Origin of the sequence: Pseudomonas sp. B34(2017) (genome assembly GCF_002112915.1) — a bacterium.
Taxonomy (GTDB): domain Bacteria; phylum Pseudomonadota; class Gammaproteobacteria; order Pseudomonadales; family Pseudomonadaceae; genus Aquipseudomonas; species Aquipseudomonas pharyngis.
Genome location: NZ_NEJA01000002.1, coordinates 170,409 through 192,242, shown reverse-complemented (window position 1 = coordinate 192,242; position 21,834 = coordinate 170,409). Strand labels below are relative to the sequence as shown.

Below are 21,834 nucleotides of genomic sequence, written 5' to 3'. Positions count from 1 at the left end.
GGCAAAACGTTCGGCATCGCGTTAAGGCGCAGCAAGCGCCCTGCGTGGGGGAAGAAGTATTGTCAGATGGTTTTTTTCAGCCTATCTTGATTTATACCTGTACAGACTATCCAACTACGTACAACTATTTAGCGATGGCTTGCCCTCACGTACAGCGCTGCCGCGAGGAAAAAAAAGCCGGCCATCGCCGTAAGACTCTCGTTGACGTCGTCAAAACTCGAGCGTCAAGACCAGCCGGATAAAACGATAAACCTGTACATATCCAGCCCACCGTACAAGCAAATGGTTCGAACATGGCCTTCGACACCTTTGCAATCAGGGAGCAAGGCAATGACACGATTCCTGCTGCTACTGACACTGATATTCAGCATCGCAAGCTGCACCAGCGTGGACGTCGCCCGTTATGCCGACCAACAACCAGTCCTGGATCTGCATCGGTTTTTCAACCAGCCCGTCAAGGCCTGGGGAATGTTTCAGAAGCGCAGCGGCGAAGTGACCAAGCGTTTCGAAGTCAATATCGTCAGCCGTCGCGAAGGCAACAACCTGATTCTCGACGAGCGCTTTCTGTACAGCGATGGCACCCGCCAGCACCGCGTATGGACATTGACGCCCGAGGGCCAGGGACGCTGGAGCGGTCGCGCCGGCGATGTAGTCGGCGTTGCCCAAGGCCAGGTGGCGGGCAACACATTTCACTGGCGCTATCGGCTGAACGTACCGGTCGACGATTCGACCTATGAAATGAGCATGGACGACTGGATGTACCTGATGGACGAGGACACGTTGATCAACCGCACCAGCATGTCCAAGTTCGGCGTGGAGGTCGGCCAGGTGACCTTGTTCTTCCGTCGTCAGAGCACCGAAGCAAGCCAATGAACCGCAAAATGAACACTACCCGCCGCTTGTGCCTGGTCCTGGGCGACCAGTTGTCCTTCGACCTGGCGTCCTTACAGGCACTCGATGCGGAGCGCGATACGGTGCTGCTGGTCGAGGTCATGGAAGAAGCCAGCCATGTGCCCCACCATCCACAGAAGATTGCTCTGATCTTCAGCGCCATGCGCCATTTCGCTCAGGCGTTGGAAGACCAAGGCATACGTGTTGAATACGTGACCCTGGATGACCCGGAAAACAGCGGTTCGGTGCCGGATGAGCTGCATCGTTGGAAAAAGCTGTTGCAGGCCGACGAAGTGCACGTGACTGAGTGTGGCGACTGGCGGCTGGAGCATTCGATCAAGGAATGCGGTTTGCCCGTCCAGTGGCACGCCGACACGCGTTTTCTGTGCAGTCGCGAAGAGTTCGCCGCCTGGGCCGAGGGCAAGAAACAGCTGCGCATGGAGTTTTTCTACCGTGAGATGCGGCGCAAGAGCCGCTTGCTGCTCAATGGCGACGGTTCACCAGTGGGCGGCGCATGGAACTTCGATGCCGAGAATCGCAAGGCCCTGCCCAAAGGCGTCAAAGCGCCCTACCCGGTACGCTTCAATAACGACGCCATCACCCTCGATGTGCTGGCACTGGTCAAGGCGCGCTTCAGCCAGCACTACGGTGCGCTTGATGACTTCAACTATCCCGTCACCCATGCCGATGCGCAGGCACTCTGGGCTTACTTTCTCGATTATGGCCTGGCGGGGTTTGGCGATTACCAGGACGCCATGGCCAGTGACGAGCCGTTCCTGTTTCATGCGCGCATCAGCGCAGCGCTCAACATTGGCCTACTGGATTTGCGGCAAATTTGCAGTGATGTGGAGTCGGCGTACTGGGCCGGCAGCGTTGCGCTCAATGCCGCCGAAGGCTTCATTCGGCAACTGATTGGCTGGCGGGAATATGTGCGGGGCGTGTACTGGCTGAAGATGCCGGATTACGCGCTAGGCAACTCTTTTGGCAACAGCCGGCCGCTCCCCGAGTTCTACTGGACGGGTGACACGCAGATGAACTGCATGCGCCACGCCATCGGGCAAAGCCTGCAGCATGCCTATGCGCATCACATTCAGCGGCTGATGGTCACCGGCAACTTCGCCCTGCTCGCCGGCATCGCGCCGAGCCAGATCTGCGAGTGGTATCTGGCGATCTACATGGACGCCTTTGATTGGGTCGAGCTGCCCAACACGCTGGGCATGGTCATGCACGCCGATGGCGGTTATCTCGGTTCCAAACCCTATTGCGCCAGCGGCCAGTACATCAATCGCATGTCGGATTACTGCCGCGGCTGCGCGTACAAGGTCAGCGAAAGCACGGCAGACAATGCCTGCCCGTTCAACGCGCTGTATTGGCATTTCCTGATGCGCCACGGTGAGCTGCTGCGCGGCAATCAGCGCATGAGCATGATGTACAAGAACCTCGACCGCATGCCGCAAACCAGGCAACAGGCACTCTGGCAACGCGGCCAGGCACTGTTGGCGCGCCTGGATAACGGCGATTCGATTTGAAATCAGCGTTCACCCGAAGCGACCTTGCTCCATCAGTGAAACTTAACGACGACGCAACCTGTCAACGGATGAGCAACCACAGAGCCACACCGCTTCGCGCTGATGGTTGCACCTGACGGGCTTACCCACCCCATGAAAAACCTGACCAAGAAGGTGAGATGGACACCCTCAAACACCTTAGTCGCGAAGCGCTCGAATGCGAGGTCAAGCGATTACGCGCCGCGCTGCAGAGCAATGAAGTCGACATTGAGCGCGACATCACGGCGCGACTGCACGCCAGTCAAGCCGCGCTCGCCCGCAGTGAAGCGCGGCAGCGGGCGGTATTCGAAAGTGCCGTGGATTTTGCCATGGTCGTCACCGACCTTGCCGGGTACATCACCGAGTGGAACTGCGGCGCGACCAATGTGCTCGGCTGGTCCGCCGAAGAGGTTCGCGGCCAGAGCGCATCCTGCTTTTTCACCCCTGAAGACCGCGCCGCCGGCCGCGTCGAACAGGAAATGCAGCGCGCCCTTGTCGAAGGCCGTGCCTACGATGAGCGCTGGCATTTGCGCAAGAACGGCGAGCGATTCTGGGCCTCTGGCGAGCTGATGCCGCTTTACGATGCAGACCAGACTCACTTGGGTTTCGTGAAAATACTCCGCGACCGTACTCAGGAGCATCTGTACGGGCGCGCCATCATCGAAACAAAAGAACGCTATCGACTGGCCGTCATGGCGACCAGCGATGCGGTGTGGGACTGGGACCTGCAAACCAACCAGATCATCTGGAACCAGGCGTTGCAACAGGCGTACGGGTTCCCGCTGGAGAATGTTGATCCCAGTGGCGACTGGCGATTCGCGCGGATCCATCCGCAGGATCAGGCGCGGGTGCAGGCATCGATCCGCGCCGCCATCGAAGGCGACGGCACGACATGGAGCGCGGAGTATCGGTTCTGCTGTCAGGACGGCTCCTACGCCGAGGTGCTCGATCGCGGCCACTTGATTCGCAATCCCGCCGGCCAGGCCGAACGCATGATCGGCGCGATGCTTGACCTGACGCGCTCGCGCAGTGCCGAAACGGCGTTGCGCCGGAGTGAAGAGCGTTTCAGTACCATTCTGGAAACCATCGAGTCGGCGTTTGCCATCGTCAAAGTCAAATTCGACGCCAACGACGAGCCTGTCGACTACTACTTCGTCGAGGCCAACCCGGCCTTCGAGCGCCAGTGCGGGGTCAACCTGCGCGGTAAATGGGTCACCGAGTTCGCGCCCAATCTTGAACGCTTCTGGTTCGAAACCTACGGCCACGTGGCCAAGACCGGGGAACCGGCGAACTTCGAAAATTACGCCAATACCTTTGAACGCTGGTTCGATGTGCGCGCGGTGCGGGTCGGCGATCCGGCCGACCGACAGATCGCGATCCTGTTCAACGACGTCACCGAGCGGCGCGCCGCCGAGGAACGCTTGCGCGCCAGCGAGGCAATCGCCCGGGAAAACGTCGAACGTGTGCAACTGGCCCTTGCCGCCGGCGCCATCATCGGCACCTGGCACTGGGACCTGCTGACCGACCGTTTTGCCATCGACGAAGGCTTCGCCCAGGTGTTCAACCTCGACCCGGCACTGGGGCGCGAAGGCCTCAGCCTCGAACAAGTGATCACCAGCGTGCACCCCGACGACCGCGATAGCCTGACCACGGCAATCGACGAAGCCATTGGCCGTGGAGGCGCTTATTCCCATCAGTACCGTGTACGGCGCGAGGACGGCAGATTCCAGTGGATCGAAGCCAACGGACGCGTTGAGTGTGCAGATGACGGCGTTCCCCTGCGGTTTCCCGGCGTGCTGATCGACGTCGAGGAGCGGCGCACCGTCGAGGCGGAGCGCGACCGGGCTCTTGCCGCGTTGCGTTCGCTCAACGACACCCTCGAGCAACGGGTTTCATCGCGCACCGCCGAGTTGATGCAGGCAGAGGAAAAACTGCGTCAGTCGCAGAAGATGGAAGCGGTCGGCCAGCTGACGGGAGGCCTCGCTCACGATTTCAACAACTTGTTGGCCGGCATTTCCGGCGCACTGGAGTTGATGGGCGCGCGGATCAGTCAGGGCCGCTTGAGCGAAGTCGACAAATACATGGTGACTGCACAGGGCGCGGTCAAGCGAGCCGCCGCCCTTACCCACCGCCTGCTGGCGTTCTCCAGACGCCAGACCCTCGATCCACGACCGACCGACGTCAACACGCTGATGACCGGCATGACCGAGCTGATCCAGCGCACCGTGGGCCCGAGCATTCTCCTGGAAACCATTGGCTCGCCCGTGCTTTGGCCGACACTTGTGGATGCCAGTCAACTGGAGAACGCGCTGCTCAATCTGTGTATCAACGCGCGCGATGCAATGCCCGATGGCGGACGCATCACCATCGAGACGGCCAATCGCATCGTCGACACCGAGATCGCCGGCGCGCTGGACATGCCCGAGGGCGAGTATGTGTGCCTGTGCGTCACCGATACCGGCACCGGCATGTCGGCCGATGTCATCGCCAAGGCCTTCGACCCGTTCTTTACCACCAAGCCGCTGGGCCAGGGCACGGGGCTGGGCTTGTCGATGATTTACGGGTTCGCCAAACAGTCCGGCGGCCAGGTGCGCGTGCACTCGCAGGTCGACCGGGGCACCACGATGTGCATCTACCTGCCTCGTCACCGTGGCGATCCCGTGCAGAGCCACGATGACAAGCACATCGCACCGGCGGTGGTGCCCAAGGCCAGCGAGACCATTCTGGTGGTGGACGACGAACCCACGGTGCGCGCGCTGCTGACCGATGTGCTTGGCGATCTCGGCTACAACTTGCTTGAGGCAGGCGACAGCGTTGCCGGGCTGAAAGTATTGCAATCAAACGTGCATATCGACCTGCTGATCACCGATGTCGGCCTGCCAGGTGGCATGAACGGCCGGCAACTGGCCGACGCCGGCCGGGAGATCCGCCCGAACCTGACGACCCTCTTCATTACCGGTTACGCGGAGAACGCAGTCATCGGCGCCGCCCAACTGGGCCCGGGCATGCAGGTGCTGACCAAGCCGTTCGCGGTCGACACGCTGGTGGCGCGGGTCAGTGAACTGATGTGCTCAAGATCCGAATGAACGACCGCTGCGGCGGAACAAACCAGGCAAACGGGCTGCGGCCAAGGAGTATGAAATGGTGACTTTCCTGATTTTTCTGATCGCGTGCGGTGCGGCGGCAACCACCGGCATGGTTTTCCAGCCCGGCGAATGGTACGCGCAGCTCAACAAACCGAAGTTCACGCCACCCAACTGGGTGTTTCCGGTGGCCTGGACGACGATTTATCTGCTGCTGGCCTGGGTTGGCTATCGCTTGACCATGATTCCCGGCAGCGAACAGGTGCTGGCATTGTGGGCGGCGCAGATTGCGCTGAACACACTGTGGACGCCTGTGTTCTTCGGCGCGCAGCGGATCGTTGCCGCGATGATTATTCTCGTACTGTTGTGGCTGGTCGTCGCCGTGATGGTGGTCCTGGCCCTGCGCCTGGATGTGATCACCGGGTTGATCCTGTTTCCTTATCTGGCCTGGCTGTGTGTTGCTGCGGCGCTTAATTTTTCGATCATGCGCAACAACCGGGTGGGTCTCGGCTCATGACCGTACTCCAGGCGCATGAAGCACCGCTCAAATTCGATAGTACTGGCGATACCAACTCACAAACTGCGCCACACCCTCTGCAACTTCCACTCGCGGAGAAAACCCGATCCATTGTTCCAATGCCGAAACATCAGCCCAGGTCTTGATGACATCGCCTGCCTGCATCGGCAACAGATTGCGCTGGGCTTTTATGCCCAGTGCCTGTTCGAGGCAGTCGACGAAATCCAGTAACGCGACCGATTTGCCGCGCCCCAGGTTGAAAATCCGGTTGACGCCACTCGCCTCCTTCTCCGGCGCTGGCGGTTTCAGACACAGGCGGACGATGCTTTCGACAACGTCATCGACGTAAGTAAAGTCCCGCGCCATCTGACCCTGGTTGTAGATGTCGATCGGTCGTCCCTGAAGAATGGCTTCGGTAAATTTGAACAGCGCCATATCCGGCCTGCCCCAGGGCCCGTAAACCGTGAAAAAGCGCAGGCCGCTGGCCTTCAAGCCGTAGAGATGGCAATAGCTGTCGGCGAGAAGCTCATTGGCGCGCTTGGTGGCGGCATACAGCGAGACAGGGTGCTCGACCGCATCATCGACGCTGTATGGCAACTGGCTGTTGGCCCCGTATACCGAGCTGCTCGACGCGTAGATCAGATGCGCGGGCGGATAATGTCGGCAGGCTTCCAGCACATTCAGAAACCCCACCAGGTTCGATTGCGCATAGGCATCCGGGTTGTCGAGCGAATAGCGCACACCCGCCTGAGCGGCCAGATGCACCACCTCGGTGAAATCGTGCGCTTTGAATAACGCCATCAAGGCAGGCTTGTCGACAATATCCAGTGTTTCAAAACTGAAACTCTGCAGACTGCTCAACTGTTCAAGCCGCGCCTGTTTGAGATCCACACTGTAGTAATCGTTGAGGTTGTCGATACCGACAACTTCCTGGCCTTGCTGCGCCAATCGTTTGACCGCGTGATAGCCGATAAAGCCCGCAGCGCCTGTAACAAGAACGGTCATAATCCCTGCTCCACACAAGCCGACAGGCGATAAGTTATAGCGCTGGATGACTTATTCAGTCCAGGTTTTATAACAGCACCCAATAGTGGGGAAAGCTTTCGATCTAAATAATAGTCGCGACCATAACAGACAGAAAAAGTTTCTACCGTTCAGCCAAAAGAATAAGTCATTAAAAAACAGTCAGTTATCCATCGGCAAAAGCATTACTGGATGGATGGCGTGTTTTTTGACTGCTAACGTTTGACAGACCAGAAAGACTGGCCGATAACTACCAAGGTTGATTTTTTGCAGGGCGCGAGCAGTTACTTACTCGCGCCTTGTCGCTTCAGGGACAACTACTTAGTTACCTAACCTTAAGCCTGCATGAACAGACCGTGCGGTAGCTTTGCCCTCTAAAAAGTTGAACCGATGACTCCTCCAGAGGTGCCGCATAACAGAGCGAAACTTCACTGCTCGATGCACACCAATGAAACACTTTGTGATTCATGTTTGAAACACTTCAATAACCCATAATAAAAAAGCACTTTCGCTGACTGCCCTTACTTAGCCCTCAATAGAGCTTCTGCCTGCCATAAACTTTCGATCATTACAGAGTTTACCAGCATGCCAGTCATCAGCTCGGACCACCCCAATTGGTACCTTTTGCAATGCAAGCCACGTCAGGATGAGCGTGCTCATCTCAATCTGCTTCAACAGAATTACGTGGTCTTTCATCCCCAACTCGTCAGCGAGCGCATTATTCGCGGAAAACGCCAGCGAGTGCACGAATCCCTCTTTCCTGGATATTTGTTCATCCAGCTCAGTCGTGACGACAACTGGGCACCCTTGCGTTCCACCCGAGGGGTCAGTCGCTTTGTCGAATTCAATCATGGTCCCGCGACCGTGCCTGAGCACGTCATCGAGCATCTGCGTACGCGTTGCATCGAATCAATGACGTCGGGGCCGGATGAAGCGCTGAAACCCGGAGAGAATCTACAGATTGTCAGCGGCCCGCTCGCGCCACTGGAGGGCGTGTTCCTCGGATTGCACGGAACCGACCGCGTGATGATCCTCCTGCAGTTTCTCAACCGTGAGCAGCCGGTCTGCCTGCCACTCAGCGTGATTGAACGACAACAAGCCGGTTTTCACCCCTACAACTAACGACTTGCCTTATATGCCCTTGCTCAGGAGCTATAACATGGCTTTGAAGTCACGATGCCCTGTCGCGCTGATGATGGCCTGTCTCTATCCCGAAATGGCCTGGAGCATCAATCCGCAAGCCATTGATGTGTATGGATTCGACTTCACGCCATCGTTCCTGTTTTCAGAAAGTTATGACGACAACTTTCGCGAACTGGAAAACAGCAAACAGTCCTCCATGGTCACCAAGCTGGCGCCTTCTTTCGAGCTCAAGGCCGAGGATCGCAACAGTGCCACGCGACTGATCTGGCAACCCACTCGTTACATTTATCACGACGAGTCGGATGCCTCGAACACGGCACAACGCGTGCGTGCCGACAGCATCATGGAGTTCACTGACCGGCATCGTCTGAAGCTCGACGCCGAGTACCGGAAATGGGAGCGCACGGAATCGACGGCGGTCGAAGGCATCAACGACAAGCTCAACAACAAACGGGTGGGCGGTCTCTACACCTTCGGGGCGAAAAGCGCTGACAACCAAATCGATCTCGGGGCCAGTTACGCACAACTGCGCTACGACAACGCCGATGGCATCAACGACGACAAGGAACGCAATACCACTGCCCTGACGAGCACCTGGTATCACCGCATCGGCAGCAACACCCGGGGTCTGGTGGAATATAACCACACCGACTTTGATTACCAGCAGGCCAACAGCCCGCGCAGCAGTAAATCCGACGCCGTCATGGCAGGTGCCGTATGGGATTTCACGGCACGCACGACGGGTAAAGTCCGCGTCGGTTACGAGAAAAAGAACTTCGACAACAGCGAATCCAAAGACCTCGACAACCCGACCTGGCAAGTCGATCTGCAATGGAAACCGCGGACCTATTCGACATTCACCTTCGTCGCTCGCCAGGCCCTCGCCGAGGGTGACGACGGCGCGGATGCCGTGAAGTCGACCTTCACCCAGGTCGGCTGGCGTCACGGCTGGACTGAACGGATTACTACCGTGGCCCAGGCCGGTTACGGGCGTTATGTCTACGAAGGCCAAAGCCGTACCGACAATCTTCAGGACTACAACCTGGCCGTGGTGTACGCCATGCGCCGTTGGCTGGATATTGAACTGGGTTATCGATATCGCGACAACGATTCCGATGCCGACAACGAAAGCTTCACCCGCAACGTGTTCCAGATCAGCTTCAACGTCAGCCTTTAAGAGGGTCTCGACATGAACACTCGCACACTTGTCCTTTTGTTCGCGTTGTTTCTCTTGCCTCACGTCCATGCGGCAGATCCTGCCACGCAATACAAACTCGCTGCCGGCGACGTGTTGCGAATCATCGTTTTCGGTGAACCGGAGTTGAGCATCAAAAAGATCCGACTCAGCGATGCCGGCACCTTCTCCTATCCGTTTCTGGGAGAGATTTCCGCCAAGGGACTGACCCCCAGCCAGGTCGAGAAAATCATCGTCGACGGGCTCAAGCAGGGTTATCTGATCGACCCGAAAGTCAGTCTCAGCCAGATTGAATACCGCTCGTTCTACATCAATGGCGAAGTGAAAAAGCCCGGCAGCTATCCGTTCGTGCCCGGACTGACACTGGAAAAAGCCATTGCACTGGGCGGTGGCTTGACCGAGCGGGCCTCGATGAAGCGAGTGACCATCTTGCGCAGCGAGAGTGGCGAAAGCGTCACCGATAACATTTCACGCAGCACCACGATCGCCCCCGGCGACACCATTTCCATTGCACAAGGCTTTTTCTGATCATGGACAACAGCCCAAGCAACTACGTCGAACGTCCTCTTCAAGCGCATCTGCATCCGCAGCACGCCGAAGACAAGGACACCCTGGATCTGCTCAATCTGTGGAGGATCATCTGGCGCGCCAAGTGGCGCATCGGCTGGCTGGTGCTGCTCAGTTGCGTATTGGCGGCCGTGGTGGTCTCCAATATCACGCCGCAATACATTGGCAGCACCACCCTGCTGTTCAACGACAAAACACCTCCGCTGATGTCGTTCCAGCAAGTCAAGGACTCAGGCGGCAACGCCACAGATTACTTGCAGACTCAGCAGGCGCTCCTGCAATCGCGAGACCTCGCCGAACGCGCGGTGAAAAAACTCGGGCTGACGACTCACCCGGTCACCGATCCGCGCCAGCAGCCAAAGTCCTGGTTTGCGCCGCGCCAATGGCTGGCCGATCTGGACCTTGATCAATGGATCCCGGGGTTAGGTCGATATCTACCGCAAAAGAAAGAGCCACTCACTGAAGCAGACGTCTTCAATCAGGTCACGCAGAACCTCATGCTGCACACCAGCGTCAAGTTCGTTGGCAAAAGCCAGTTGCTCGAAATCGAAGTCGAGTTGCCAGACCCTGTTCTCGCAGCCGCGGCGGCCAACGCACTGGCTCAGGGCTTTACCGACAGCCAGCTCGATACCAGCGAGAAATCGTCGCAAACCACCACGGCCTGGATGAACACGCGTCTGATCAAGCTGCGCGACAACCTGCGGGCGGCCGAGAAAAAGCTGCAGGGTTACCGCGAAGAACAAGGTCTGGTGGATGTTGGCGGCGTTGCCACCATCAGCGCCAACGAACTGGAAATGACCGGCAACCGCATGGTCGACGCCCGACGCAACCGCGCTGAAGCCGAGAGCGAGTACCGGCAGGCGAAGGCCCTGGGCAACGGCGATCTGAGCCGACTGTCCAGCGTGCCGGCGGTCTTGAGCAACCCCCTGGTGCAGAAATTCCAGGCCGATCGCGCGGTGGCCCAGGCCAAGGTTGATGAACTGGCCGGGCGCTATGGTCCGAAGCACCCCAGCCTGATCTCCGCACAAACCGAGTTGCGCACCGCCACCACCAGTCTGCAATTGCAGGTGCAGCAAGTGGTGGCCGGTATCGAGCGGCAATACCAGCTCGCCACGGCGAGTGAAGCGTCGCTGCGTCAGTCCTTCAACAGCAACAAGGCGCAAATCCAGGACATCGCGCGCAAAGAGTTCCAGTTGCGCGAATTCCAGCGCGAGGTCGACAGCACGCGCGCGCTATATGAAACCTTCGTCACACGCCTGAAAGAAACCACGGCCACCGCCGACATGGACTCGACGAAAGTGCGCATCGTCGACCCGGCCATCGTTCCCGTCGACGCGAGCAAACCGCGCAAGACATTGATTGTCGCGATCGTCGGGCTGATTGCGGCGGTGATCGGCGTCGGTTTGGCACTGCTCTTCGAGAGTCTGAGCAATACCTTCAAAACCGATGAATCGATCGAGAGCGTGTTGAATGTTCCACTGCTCAGCGTCGTGCCGCTGGTGATAAAGAAAAGTCGTCGGCAACTGGCGCGCCTGTTCGAGGACAACGACAACCCGCGTTTTTCCGAGACCATTCGCAACCTGCGCACCTGGTTGATGTTGCAAAGCAGCGAAAAACCGTCACAAGTGGTGCTCGTGACCTCCACGGTTGCCGGCGAGGGCAAAAGCACCATCGCCACCAACCTCGCCAGTTCGCTGACACCGCTGGAACGCGTGCTGCTGATCGATGCCGACATGCGTCAGCCAACCCTGTCGCTGAACTTCGATTTTCCGCCGGACAGCCCCGGACTGGCGAATGTCATTGCCGGCACGGCCAGGCTTGAAGACTGCATTGTTTCAGTGGGCAATCTGGACATGCTGCCGGCCGGGAAGGTCTTGCCGCCGTCGCTGGATATGTTCATTGCGCCGCGCCTGCCGTCCCCTGGCGATCCGCTCAACCCGGTTCAGCCACCTCCACAGGATTTGCTCAGCTCGCCGCGCATGGCGCGCATGCTCGAAGCGCTCAGATCACGTTATCGCCACATCATCATCGATTCTCCCCCAGCGGAGATGATCAGTGACGCGCTGCTGCTGGCAAAACATTCGGACGCGGTGATCTATGTCGTCAAGGCTGACAGCACCTCGATCAGCCAGGTTCAGCGAGGGATTGCCATGTTGCAGCAAAGCCATGTGCCGGTCTTTGGCACGGTGCTCAACCAGGTCGACCTGCGCAAGGCGCGCAAGTACGGCTACCACCACTCCCGGGCGTTCTATAACTACGATTTCGCGCCCAGGTAACCATCGGGCGCATACGCCCGCCGCTACGCCCTCTTCTGCCAACGCACCACTCGCTTCACCTCCGCCGAGCTACGGAAAAGCCATCGGGAGGCACGCCGTGCCTGCTCGATTCGCGCTGATGCATGAATGCTGTCTCGAGGTTAAGCCCATGACATCGCTCTATACCGCTCACATGACACACCGCCGAGGCCTGACGTTCTGGGGCCAGTGGCTTTGCGCGCTGTCGCTGGTGACGGCGCTGTTGATATTGCTCGTGCATTGGCGCGTCGGCAGTCTGACCAGCGAATACCGGATCCTGATCATTCTGACGGTGCTCGGCTCAGTGCCGATCTACAGCGTGATGCAGGTCTACCACAAGCGCCATGGCCTGCTGGTCGGGCTCGGCAGATTGCTGGCCGGGTGGTTGACCCTGCTGGCCGTACTGGCGGCGATTGCATTCTTCACCCAGACCAGCGCCATTTATTCACGCCAGGTGATCATGGTCTGGGCGGTGCTGGGTTTCGTGGTTCAGGCCTTGAGCTTTCTGCCCCTGCATTACCTGGCCCGCCTGTATTCACGCAAGGTCTGCAACGGACGCCGTTCGGTGATCATCGGTACCTGCCCGACGGCCCATGAACTGGCGAAAAAACTGTCCCGACCGAACCGCGCGCTGGTGCTGGGCTTCATTGCCGCCGAGGACAGCTGCGGCCCTGCACCCAGCATTCTGCCGTTGCTCGGCCACGTTTCCGCCATCCGCGAGATCATCACGGGCCTGGAAGTGCGTCGTGTCTATATCGTGCTGCCAATGGCCCATGCCGCCACCATCGAAGCCCTCTACATCGACCTGCTGGACATGAACGTCGACGTGGTGTGGATCCCGGATTTCGGCAGCATGGTGTTGCTCAACCATTCGATCTCGGAAATCGAGCGAATGCCGGCCATCTACCTCAACGAGAGCCTGATCAGCTCGCACCCTGCCAGCCTGTTTTGCAAGGATCTGTTTGAACGCAGCCTTGCCGCCCTGGCGATTATTCTGCTCAGCCCGGTGCTGCTGGTGGTGGCCATCGCCGTCAAGCTGACCTCCGCCGGCCCGGTGCTGTTCAAGCAGAACCGTCACGGTTGCAACGGCGAAGTGATCAAGGTCTGGAAGTTTCGCTCGATGCACGTCCACGACGACCAGCAGGTTCGGCAGGCCACCCGCAACGATGATCGCCTGACGCCGATCGGCGGTTTTCTGCGCCGCAGTTCCATCGACGAATTGCCACAACTGTTCAACGTGCTGTCCGGCCGCATGGCCCTGGTCGGCCCGCGTCCGCATGCCGTCACCCACAACCTTTATTACACCGGCAAGGTGCGCGCCTACATGGCCCGGCATCGCCTCAAGCCGGGGATCACCGGGCTGGCCCAGATCACCGGCCATCGTGGCGAAACCGAGACCGTGGAAAAGATGCAGCTGCGCGTCGCCCAGGACCTCAACTACATCAACCAGTGGTCGCTGTGGCTCGACATCAAAATCCTCATCAAGACCCCCTTCACCCTGTTCTCGAAAAACATCTACTAAGCCCGCCCCAACGCTGCCGTCCCCTGCCCGACCGTTGATAACCGTCACCACGATCTGAGGTTCGACCATGAATGTGAGCGTATTCGGTATTGGTTACGTAGGCCTTGTCCAGGGTGCTGCATTGGCCGAGGTTGGGCACAACGTGCTCTGCGTCGACGTCGACGCCGGCAGGGTCGAGGCATTGAAAGAGGGCACGCTGCCGCTCTACGAACCGGGCCTGAAAAGCCTGGTGCGCGACAACTACCAAAGCGGCCGGCTGCGGTTCGGCACAGACCTGGTGGACGCCGTTCACCATGGCGATGTGCTGTTGATCGCCGTCGGCACACCGCCCGACGAAGACGGTTCGGCGGATCTCCAATACGTGCTGAGCGTGGCGCAGACCATCGCGCTGAACATGGATCGGCACCAGATCATCGTCGACAAATCCACCGTGCCCGTCGGTACGGGCGATCGGGTGCGAGCCTGTATCGAGCAAGTATTGGCCGACAACGGTCGCGGCGATCTGACGTTCGACGTGGTTTCAAACCCGGAATTTCTCAAGGAAGGCTGCGCGGTCGAGGACTGCATGCGCCCGGACCGGATCATCATCGGCACCGACAGCCCGCGTGCCGAAGAGGTCATGCGCGAACTGTATGAACCGTTCAATCGCAGCCGCGAAAAAATCATCGTCATGGATGTTCGCAGCGCCGAGCTGACCAAGTACGCCGCCAACTGCATGCTGGCGACCAAAATCAGCTTCATGAACGAAATGGCCTGCCTCGCCGAAAGGCTCGGCGCCGACATTGAAAAAGTGCGCCACGGCATCGGCGCCGACCCGCGCATCGGTTACCAGTTTATCTACCCAGGTCTGGGCTACGGCGGCTCGTGCTTTCCCAAAGACGTGAAAGCGCTGATACAGGCGGCCGACGCTGTCGACATTGACGCCCGGGTGCTCAAGGCCGTGGAGGCGCGCAACCAGGAACAGAAAGCCAGCCTCTATCGCAAGGTATTCGATCACTTCGACGGCCACCTTCGCGGCAAGACGTTTGCCCTGTGGGGGCTGAGTTTCAAACCCAACACCGACGACATGCGCGAAGCCCCCAGCCGGGTACTGATGGAGGCTTTGTGGCAAGCGGGCGCCAGCGTGCAGGCGTTTGATCCCAAAGCCATGGAAGAGGCCCAGCGCCTATACGGCTCGCGCGACGACCTGACGCTGACAGGCACCAAGGAAGCGGCGCTGAAAAATGCCGACGCCCTGATCATCGTCACCGAGTGGCAATCGTTTCGGGCACCGGACTTCGACCAGCTCAGCCGGTTGCTCAAACAGCCGTTGATTTTCGACGGGCGCAATCTGTTCGATCCGCAGCGTTTGAGCAAACGTGGGTTCACCTACGTCTCCGTGGGTCGGCAGACCCCTTCAGTTCTCTGAGAGGAGCCGCGCCATGTTCAAACTGGAGATAGTCGGCCACTACTCGGCGAAATTGCTGGAGGCCAACCAGGCCTATTCCTTCATCAACTTTGCCTCGATCGGCAGTTTTTTCGAGCAGAACCCGAGCAGCGTTGCCTATTTTTGCGACGGCATGCTGATGTCGACCTTCATGTCTCGCATCACCGGCAGACCGATTGGCCGGGTCAGCTTCGACTTCACCTCGATAGCCGACGTCGTGCTGCGCAGCGCCGAGCAACAGGGCAAACGGGTTTATTTCGTCGGCGCCCGACAAGCCGAACTCGACCTGTTCATCAGCAAGATCAAGAGCCTTTATCCGCAGCTGTCCATCGCCGGCTATCACAACGGCTATTTCGACGCTGCCCAGGCCGAAGACATTCGGTACGACATCTGTCGCAGCGCAGCGGACATTCTGATCGTCGGCCTGGGCGCCGGACGGCAAGAGCAGTTCGAGCAGGATGCCCTGCGCGCAGGCTTTCGCGGGGTCGCCTTCAGCTGTGGCGGGTTCATCCGCCAGGAAGCTTTGGCCACGCGGCAGTACTACCCGGCGCTGATCAATCGCCTGCACTTGCGCGCGTTCTATCGCATGTACCGCGAGCCCCACACGATCAAACGCTACCTCATCGATTACCCGAGCAACTTCCTGCACCTGCTGAACATGATCGTTCGACACAAAGTCGCCATCAGCGTTGGGGAATGACCATGCACATCCTGTTTACCCTCAAGGATTTCAAGCCCGGCGGTGGCGTCGAGCGCGTTCAGCAGCGGCTGTCCGAGCAGTTTCTCAAGGACGGTCGGCGGGTGAGTTTTTTCGTCATGAACGCAGACATGCCCGACACCCGGGACATTCAATGCTACAGCGGTGGCGGCAACGGCCTCGTCGGCCTGTTCAAGTCCATCGTTTTGCTGCGCCGGCTCATACGGCACGAAGGTGTCACCCATCTCATTTCCGCCAAGGAGCAGGCCAACCTCTGCACGTGGTTCGCCACCCTGGGCAGTGCCTGCAAAGTCATCTACAGCCGCCATGCGACCCTCGATTGCAGCGAACAGAAAACCGGCCCCTCAAGCCTGCGCTTTCTCTACGCCTTGTACCTGTGTGGCAGCGGCAAGGTGGTGACGGTGTCCTCGGCGTTGCGCCAGACTCTTGCCGATGCCGTGCCCTGGGGGCGGCAGCGCATCCGTTATTGCCCCAACGCGGTCGTCACCGATCAACTGTTTCAAGCCGCCCGGGCGCCCCGGCCCGCCGACTTGCCCCGCAACTACTGGCTGAGCCTGGGGCGTCTGGTCGAACCCAAGGGGTTTCATCTGCTGCTCGATGCCTACGCCTTGGCGCTGCGCAGCGCGGCGCTGCCGGATCTGGTGATCGTCGGTGATGGCCCGTTGCGCGAAGCTTTAGTCACCCAGGCCAGGCAATTGGGTATCGCACAACGGGTGCATTTCAGCGGGTTCATGAGCAATCCCTATCCCGTGCTCAGGCACGCCCGACTGTTCATTCTGAGTTCCCTGCAGGAAGGCATGCCGACCGTGCTGATCGAGGCGTTGGCGCTGGGCACGCCGGTGCTGGCCTGCGATTGCGAGACCGGGCCCAGAGAACTGCTGGACCACGGCCGACTCGGTCAACTGGTGATCGTCAACGACGTACAGGCACTGGCCGAGGGAATGCTGCGCAACCTGACCTCAGGTCATGCCATCGCCCCCGGCGAAGAGACGCTCACTGCCACCCTGCGCCCGTACACCAGTCAGTACGCGGCGCAGGCGTACTACCAGGTCTGGAATCAATGAAAAAGTTACTGATCATCCTCCATGACCTCAGCGCCGGCGGTGCTGAAAAAATGATGGCGCGCCTGGCGAAAGCACTGGTGGATGCAGGCAACGACGTGACGTTGCTGATGCTCACCGGCGGTGGCCTTCACGCAGCGCATCTCGATCCGCGTGTGAAAAAAGTCGAATTGCACAGCCCGCGCAGCGTCCGTGCGGTGCCGGCACTCACGCGATTTCTGCGTGACAATCGCTTTGACGCCCAGCTGGCAGCCCTCACCCACGTCAACGTGGTGGCGATCATCGCGGCGGCACTGTCCGGCACGCTGGCCCGGCTGCACGTCAGCGAGCGCAATGCCTTTTCCCATGACCGGTACGTGAACCCCGCTTTCATGGTGCGCATGGCGTATCGGGTGGCGCCGCTGCTGTATCGGCTGATTCCCAATCCGGTGATCTGTGTTTCGCGCGGCGTCGCCCAGGATCTGGTCGATACCACCCTCGCCCGACGCCGGGACGTGACCATTGCCGACAACCCGGTGCTCGACAACGACTTTCGCGAGAAGACACCGGGACCGCCCCGCCACCGCTGGCTGCTGGAAAAGTCCGGCACCGTGATAGTCGCCGTGGGGCGTCTGGCGCCACAAAAAGGTTTCGACACGCTGATCACAGCGTTCGCCGCACTGCCGGATCAGCATGCCCGCCTGATCATTTTTGGCGAAGGCGTCCTCAGGGCCGAACTGCTTGAACAGGCGAAACAGCTGGGGGTGGCGGAACGCTTCGATCTGCCGGGCTATGCCAACGATCCCCTGGCAGAAGTGGCCGCAGCCGATTGCTTCGTGCTGTCGTCGCGTTTCGAGGGCAGCCCCAACGCGCTGGTCGAGGCGTTATCCACGGGTACGCCGGTGGTGGCGACCCGCTGCCCCCATGGCCCTCAGGAGATTCTCGGCGGCGGCGTGGTTGCCCCGCTGGTCGCAGTGGAAGATCCGATCGCCCTGGCACAGGCCATCGCCGAGCAATTGTCCATACCGCGCGATCTGCAGCGTCAATCACGCCTTGATGCGGCCGCACGATTCATGAGTGCCAGTGCAGTGCAGACCTACCTCAAAGCACTGGTTGGAGACCCGTCATCATGAGCCCCCTGACGATCCGCTATTCGACACTGCGCGACGCCTTCACGCTGTTCGGCATCCTGTTCTACATCCAGGTGATTACCTTTGTCCTGGGTCTGGGCAGTGCCGCGAGCTTCGGCGATATCAACAAGGACCTCGAAGGCAATGTCGCCAATCAGGTCTGCGGCCTCATCACGCTGCTGGTGCCGTTGTTCTTTTTCATCCGCAACAAGGTGTTCCTCAGCAAGACCTTTTATCGCAGCAATTTCTTTCTGCTGGTGTTCCTGCTCTGTGTCATCGCATCGATCGGCTGGTCCCACGACCCGATGCTCAGTCTCAAGCGGTTTATCGCCCTGCTCGGCGTGGTGTTTTTTGCAGGCTTCATTGCCTATAACTACTCCCTTGAAAAAATCGCCTTCATGCTCGGCTGCGCCATCGGCATCGCGGCGTTGATCGGGTTGTTGCTCGCCGTGGTCATGCCTGAAGTGGCGTTTCTCTCCGGGGGCATTCGCGACGGCGCGTTCAAAGGCGTTTTCGCCGAAAAGAATGCCGGCGCCCGACTCAATGCGATCGCCATCATGCTGTTGCTGCCGATGATCCGGCAGCGCAATCGCTGGGCGCTCTTCTGTTCGTTCTTTTCGCTGGTCGCGATCCTGCTTGCCCAGTCAGCCACCGGCGTGGCGCTGATCATTTCCGGCACGATCAGCTACTGGTACTTCCTCACAATGATCCGCCTGGGCATCAATCGCTCACAGCTGCTGTTCCTCGGATGCACCCTGCTCTACCTGCTGGTCTGTCTGTTTCTGTACAGCAACTTTGCGGTGCTGCTGGAAATGGCCGGTCGCGACCCGTCACTGACCGATCGGACGTTGATCTGGGAGCTGCTCGCGCCCTTTATCGACAGCCAGTTTCTCAAGGGCTACGGCTTCGGCGCCTTCTGGTCCAGCCCTGATGCCGATGCGTTCATCACCCGCTGGGGTTATATCGGCAACGCCCACAGCGGCTACATGGAGACCCTGCTCAACGGCGGCCTCATCCAGTTGACGGCGCTGGCATTGATGTTGGGTGAGGCACTGTTCAAGCAATACCGCGCGGTGACGGCGAATCAGGCAGCCCGGTTTCGTGCCAGTGCGCTGGTCATCATCGGCCTGTTCGCCGTCACCAATTATGTGGCGTACGTGATTCCCAACTACCGCTCCGCCGAGTTTCTGGTGTTCTGCACCCTGGCCCTGACCTTCCGGCACCACCACGCGACCTACCCCGAATCCTCACCGGCAGCGCTGCGTCAGCGCTCGTCGGGCCGCGCACTACCGCGCGATTCCGCCCGCGCGTAACCCAAGGAGAATCACCGTGCCCAACCAATCCTCCCCTTCAGCAGATTCGGTGTGCGTCATCATCCCGATGTACAACGGCGCCGACAGCATCGAGCAGACACTGACCTCCCTGGCCCGGCAAACCCGACTGCCCGATCACGTCATCGTCATCGACGACGGGTCCACCGATGACGGACCACAACGGGTTCGAGACTTCGCCGCGCCGTTTCGCCTGACCCTGTTGCAGCAAACCAACGAAGGCCAGGCCAGCGCCCGCAATCATGGGATGCGCCACTCTGAAGAGACGTTTGTGGCAATGCTCGACGCCGATGATCAATGGCATCCGCGAAAGCTGGAGTTACAACTGGCACTGTATGACGAGCTCACGCAACAGGGCCGGCCGGTGGGGCTGATCGACTGCTACGCGCAAGTCAATTACAGCGACGGCAGGCGCCAGCGGGACGACCGGTTGAAGAACGGCAGGCATTTCTACGATTTCATCCACGCCAACGTCGTCAATGGTGTCTCCACCGCGCTGGTCAAACGTGACGTGATCATGCAACTCGGCGGCTTCGACGCCAGCCTGCGTTATTCCGAAGACCGTTTCATGTGGACCCGGATCGCCGAGCATTGGGAGATCCACACGGTGCCGGAGGTGCTGCTGGAGCGCACGGTCAATGGCGGCAACATGACCGCGAATCCGAAAAAGTACTACCAGAACAAAATCCGCTTCATCGAGGTGTACCTCGCCCGTTACGGCGCGCAGTTGACCCGGCAGCAGCGGATCGATTTCGTGCTGGGCAACCACACCGATTTTCTTGAGGCGTTTTCCCGACGTGGCGAGCATGACCAGGTCCTCGGCGTGTACCGGCGAATGCTGGATTGCTCCTGGCAGGCCCTGATCTTCGCCAGCGGCAAACCGACCTTGCGCTACCTCTATGCCCGCGCCAGAACCTTGCGCAAGGCAACGGCGTCAACCACGGCTCATTGATACGGTATCCGCCATGGCCAACCACCGTCTGACGACATTGACCTGGATCTTCACCGAGAAATTCGGCCTGATCCTGCTGTCGATGATTACCTTTGTCGCCTACGCCAGGCTGCTGTCGCCTGCCGAGCTGGGTGTGGGCACGGTCATCATTGCCATCGTCGAACTGATCGGTCTGGTGTACTCGTCGGTGCTGGAAGACCCGCTGGTACGGCTTGAGCGGCTGGAGGACAAGCACATCTGCACCGCCTACTGGGCGGCGGTGCTGGTCAGTCTGGCGAGCATTGGCGTCATTTCGGGCGCGGTCATGCTGTACACCCCCGACCCGCTGCTGCAATGGATGACGGCGGTCGCCTCGCTGAAGATCCTGTTCACCATGATGGCGCGGGTCTATGTGGCGCAGATGCGCCGCAGCGGGAACTTCAAGATGCTGGCGTCGCGCACGTTGCTGGGCAAAGTGGCGGGTGGCGTCGGCGGGATTGCCGTGGCGCTTTGGGGACTGGGTGCGTGGGCGGTCATTGCCCAGGCGCTGATCATGGAATTGGTGTCCATCATCGTCCTGATGCGCGCCGACCCGCGACGTATCCCTTTTTACATCGACGGTCCGATCCTGCGTGAATTGTTGAGGTCAGGCGCACCGGTGGCCATCAACGCGCTGAGCTCGCAAACCTTGCAGCGCGGGGTCAACGTGGTGCTGGGCATCACCGCCGGCGCCAACGCGGTCGGCATGTTCAACATGGCGATGCGCATCATCGAACTGCCACGCACCGCAATCTACAACGGCCTGCTGAGCTACGCGCTGCCGGCGTTCTCCCGGCGCAGCGCAGAACCCAAGCGATTGATCGGGATCGTTGGCGATTCAACCGCCGTCAGCGGCTTTCTGTTGACGCCCCTGTTCATCGGACTCGCACTCACCGCAAGCGACCTGATCCTGTTGATCTTCGGCGCCAAATGGGCAGAGGCCATCCCGCTGCTGCAAGTGCTGGCCTGCACCGCCGCCATCGGCAACAGCGCCATGTACGCCACCACCGCACTGGTGGCGGTCAACCGCAGCCACCTCACGATCAAGGCTGAAGTGCTGACCACCGCGCTCGCCCTGGCGCTGGTCTACGCCCTCGGCAACCTGTACGGCGGCATGGCTGCAGCCGTCGCTCTGCTGGCGCGCATGCTGGTCATCACGCCGCTGCAGATCCGTGGCCTGAACACGGCGATCGGTTACAGCTGGCGCGGCTTTTTCGAAGCCAGTTACCGCAGCGTGATCGCTTCCCTGGTCATGGCTGCAACCGTGCTGCTGGTGCTACCGCAGTTGGGTCTCCAGGGTTACCTGCATTTGATCGGCAGCGTCGTGCTCGGCGCACTGAGTTATGCCGTGGGTTACAGCGCCCTGCACCCGCACTGGCCACAGGAATTCAAATCGGTTTTCACCTCCCGCTGAGTTCAGCCCTGAGACAGGAAGGC

At 59.7% G+C, this 21,834-nt stretch carries 17 protein-coding genes; 16 read left to right on the top strand and 1 reads right to left on the bottom strand.

What is annotated here, in order from left to right:
• Positions 1–330: 330 nt before the first annotated feature.
• The 4 genes from CAF80_RS06430 to CAF80_RS06415 all read left to right on the top strand — a co-directional run bounded on the left by CAF80_RS06430 (position 331) and on the right by CAF80_RS06415 (position 6,038).
• A complete protein-coding gene (locus tag CAF80_RS06430; RefSeq protein WP_074690542.1) occupies positions 331–873 on the top strand; it encodes a DUF3833 domain-containing protein in 543 nt (180 codons plus the stop codon).
• Between the two features lie 8 nt (positions 874–881).
• A complete protein-coding gene (locus tag CAF80_RS06425; protein WP_074690686.1) occupies positions 882–2,420 on the top strand; it encodes a cryptochrome/photolyase family protein in 1,539 nt (512 codons plus the stop codon).
• 158 nt (positions 2,421–2,578) lie between these two features.
• Entirely contained in the window at positions 2,579–5,524 is a 2,946-nt protein-coding gene (locus tag CAF80_RS06420; protein ID WP_085667019.1) for a PAS domain S-box protein, read from the top strand.
• A 58-nt stretch (positions 5,525–5,582) separates the two neighbouring features.
• Positions 5,583–6,038, top strand: coding sequence for a TspO/MBR family protein (locus tag CAF80_RS06415; RefSeq protein ID WP_085667252.1), 456 nt, complete (start codon positions 5,583–5,585; stop codon positions 6,036–6,038).
• A gap of 27 nt (positions 6,039–6,065) precedes the next feature.
• On the opposite strand, the gene CAF80_RS06410 is transcribed toward CAF80_RS06415, so the two are convergent.
• Complete coding sequence (locus CAF80_RS06410) at positions 6,066–7,043, bottom strand: NAD-dependent epimerase (RefSeq protein WP_085667018.1); 978 nt, start codon at positions 7,041–7,043, stop codon at positions 6,066–6,068.
• A 603-nt stretch (positions 7,044–7,646) separates the two neighbouring features.
• On the opposite strand from CAF80_RS06410, the gene rfaH reads away from it, so the two are divergent.
• The 12 genes from rfaH to CAF80_RS06350 all read left to right on the top strand — a co-directional run bounded on the left by rfaH (position 7,647) and on the right by CAF80_RS06350 (position 21,811).
• Positions 7,647–8,183, top strand: coding sequence for a transcription/translation regulatory transformer protein RfaH (gene rfaH, locus CAF80_RS06405; RefSeq protein WP_039768569.1), 537 nt, complete (start codon positions 7,647–7,649; stop codon positions 8,181–8,183).
• 37 nt (positions 8,184–8,220) lie between these two features.
• Complete coding sequence (locus CAF80_RS06400; protein WP_039768571.1) at positions 8,221–9,381, top strand: outer membrane beta-barrel protein; 1,161 nt, start codon at positions 8,221–8,223, stop codon at positions 9,379–9,381.
• Positions 9,382–9,393: 12 nt separating this feature from the next.
• Complete coding sequence (locus tag CAF80_RS06395; RefSeq protein WP_039768572.1) at positions 9,394–9,927, top strand: polysaccharide biosynthesis/export family protein; 534 nt, start codon at positions 9,394–9,396, stop codon at positions 9,925–9,927.
• Positions 9,928–9,929: 2 nt separating this feature from the next.
• On the top strand, positions 9,930–12,242 hold the full coding sequence (locus CAF80_RS06390) for a GNVR domain-containing protein (RefSeq protein WP_085667017.1): 2,313 nt from the start codon (positions 9,930–9,932) through the stop codon (positions 12,240–12,242).
• Positions 12,243–12,390: 148 nt separating this feature from the next.
• On the top strand, positions 12,391–13,782 hold the full coding sequence (locus CAF80_RS06385) for an undecaprenyl-phosphate glucose phosphotransferase (RefSeq protein WP_074690539.1): 1,392 nt from the start codon (positions 12,391–12,393) through the stop codon (positions 13,780–13,782).
• A 67-nt stretch (positions 13,783–13,849) separates the two neighbouring features.
• Entirely contained in the window at positions 13,850–15,190 is a 1,341-nt protein-coding gene (locus tag CAF80_RS06380) for a UDP-glucose/GDP-mannose dehydrogenase family protein (RefSeq protein WP_085667016.1), read from the top strand.
• A gap of 13 nt (positions 15,191–15,203) precedes the next feature.
• Positions 15,204–15,908, top strand: a complete 705-nt coding sequence (locus CAF80_RS06375; protein ID WP_039768580.1) for a WecB/TagA/CpsF family glycosyltransferase — start codon at positions 15,204–15,206, stop codon at positions 15,906–15,908.
• Between the two features lie 2 nt (positions 15,909–15,910).
• The gene (locus CAF80_RS06370) at positions 15,911–16,990 is read left to right on the top strand and encodes a glycosyltransferase (RefSeq protein WP_085667251.1); all 1,080 of its coding nucleotides are present in this window, start codon (positions 15,911–15,913) and stop codon (positions 16,988–16,990) included.
• On the top strand, positions 16,987–18,099 hold the full coding sequence (locus CAF80_RS06365) for a glycosyltransferase (protein ID WP_085667015.1): 1,113 nt from the start codon (positions 16,987–16,989) through the stop codon (positions 18,097–18,099). The genes CAF80_RS06370 and CAF80_RS06365 overlap by 4 nt, the downstream gene beginning before the upstream one ends.
• Positions 18,096–19,409: an O-antigen ligase gene (locus CAF80_RS06360; RefSeq protein ID WP_074690535.1), complete on the top strand. Its 1,314-nt coding sequence runs from the start codon at positions 18,096–18,098 to the stop codon at positions 19,407–19,409. The genes CAF80_RS06365 and CAF80_RS06360 overlap by 4 nt, the downstream gene beginning before the upstream one ends.
• Before the next feature lie 16 nt (positions 19,410–19,425).
• Positions 19,426–20,379: a glycosyltransferase family A protein gene (locus CAF80_RS06355; RefSeq protein ID WP_085667014.1), complete on the top strand. Its 954-nt coding sequence runs from the start codon at positions 19,426–19,428 to the stop codon at positions 20,377–20,379.
• 13 nt (positions 20,380–20,392) lie between these two features.
• Positions 20,393–21,811: an oligosaccharide flippase family protein gene (locus CAF80_RS06350; RefSeq protein ID WP_085667013.1), complete on the top strand. Its 1,419-nt coding sequence runs from the start codon at positions 20,393–20,395 to the stop codon at positions 21,809–21,811.
• The last annotated feature ends 23 nt before the right edge of the window (positions 21,812–21,834 follow it).

Excerpts from the sequence above, each read along its gene's own strand:
- CAF80_RS06410 (WP_085667018.1), bottom strand. The coding sequence starts at position 7,043 with ATGACCGTTCTTGTTACAGGCGCTGCGGGCTTTATCGGCTATCACGCG.
- CAF80_RS06350 (WP_085667013.1), top strand. The coding sequence starts at position 20,393 with ATGGCCAACCACCGTCTGACGACATTGACCTGGATCTTCACCGAGAAA.
- CAF80_RS06430 (WP_074690542.1), top strand. The coding sequence starts at position 331 with ATGACACGATTCCTGCTGCTACTGACACTGATATTCAGCATCGCAAGC.
- rfaH (WP_039768569.1), top strand. The coding sequence starts at position 7,647 with ATGCCAGTCATCAGCTCGGACCACCCCAATTGGTACCTTTTGCAATGC.
- CAF80_RS06420 (WP_085667019.1), top strand. The coding sequence starts at position 2,579 with ATGGACACCCTCAAACACCTTAGTCGCGAAGCGCTCGAATGCGAGGTC.
- CAF80_RS06385 (WP_074690539.1), top strand. The coding sequence starts at position 12,391 with ATGACATCGCTCTATACCGCTCACATGACACACCGCCGAGGCCTGACG.
- CAF80_RS06370 (WP_085667251.1), top strand. The coding sequence starts at position 15,911 with ATGCACATCCTGTTTACCCTCAAGGATTTCAAGCCCGGCGGTGGCGTC.
- CAF80_RS06425 (WP_074690686.1), top strand. The coding sequence starts at position 882 with ATGAACACTACCCGCCGCTTGTGCCTGGTCCTGGGCGACCAGTTGTCC.
- CAF80_RS06380 (WP_085667016.1), top strand. The coding sequence starts at position 13,850 with ATGAATGTGAGCGTATTCGGTATTGGTTACGTAGGCCTTGTCCAGGGT.
- CAF80_RS06375 (WP_039768580.1), top strand. The coding sequence starts at position 15,204 with ATGTTCAAACTGGAGATAGTCGGCCACTACTCGGCGAAATTGCTGGAG.
- CAF80_RS06395 (WP_039768572.1), top strand. The coding sequence starts at position 9,394 with ATGAACACTCGCACACTTGTCCTTTTGTTCGCGTTGTTTCTCTTGCCT.
- CAF80_RS06400 (WP_039768571.1), top strand. The coding sequence starts at position 8,221 with ATGGCTTTGAAGTCACGATGCCCTGTCGCGCTGATGATGGCCTGTCTC.
- CAF80_RS06390 (WP_085667017.1), top strand. The coding sequence starts at position 9,930 with ATGGACAACAGCCCAAGCAACTACGTCGAACGTCCTCTTCAAGCGCAT.
- CAF80_RS06360 (WP_074690535.1), top strand. The coding sequence starts at position 18,096 with ATGAGCCCCCTGACGATCCGCTATTCGACACTGCGCGACGCCTTCACG.
- CAF80_RS06365 (WP_085667015.1), top strand. The coding sequence starts at position 16,987 with ATGAAAAAGTTACTGATCATCCTCCATGACCTCAGCGCCGGCGGTGCT.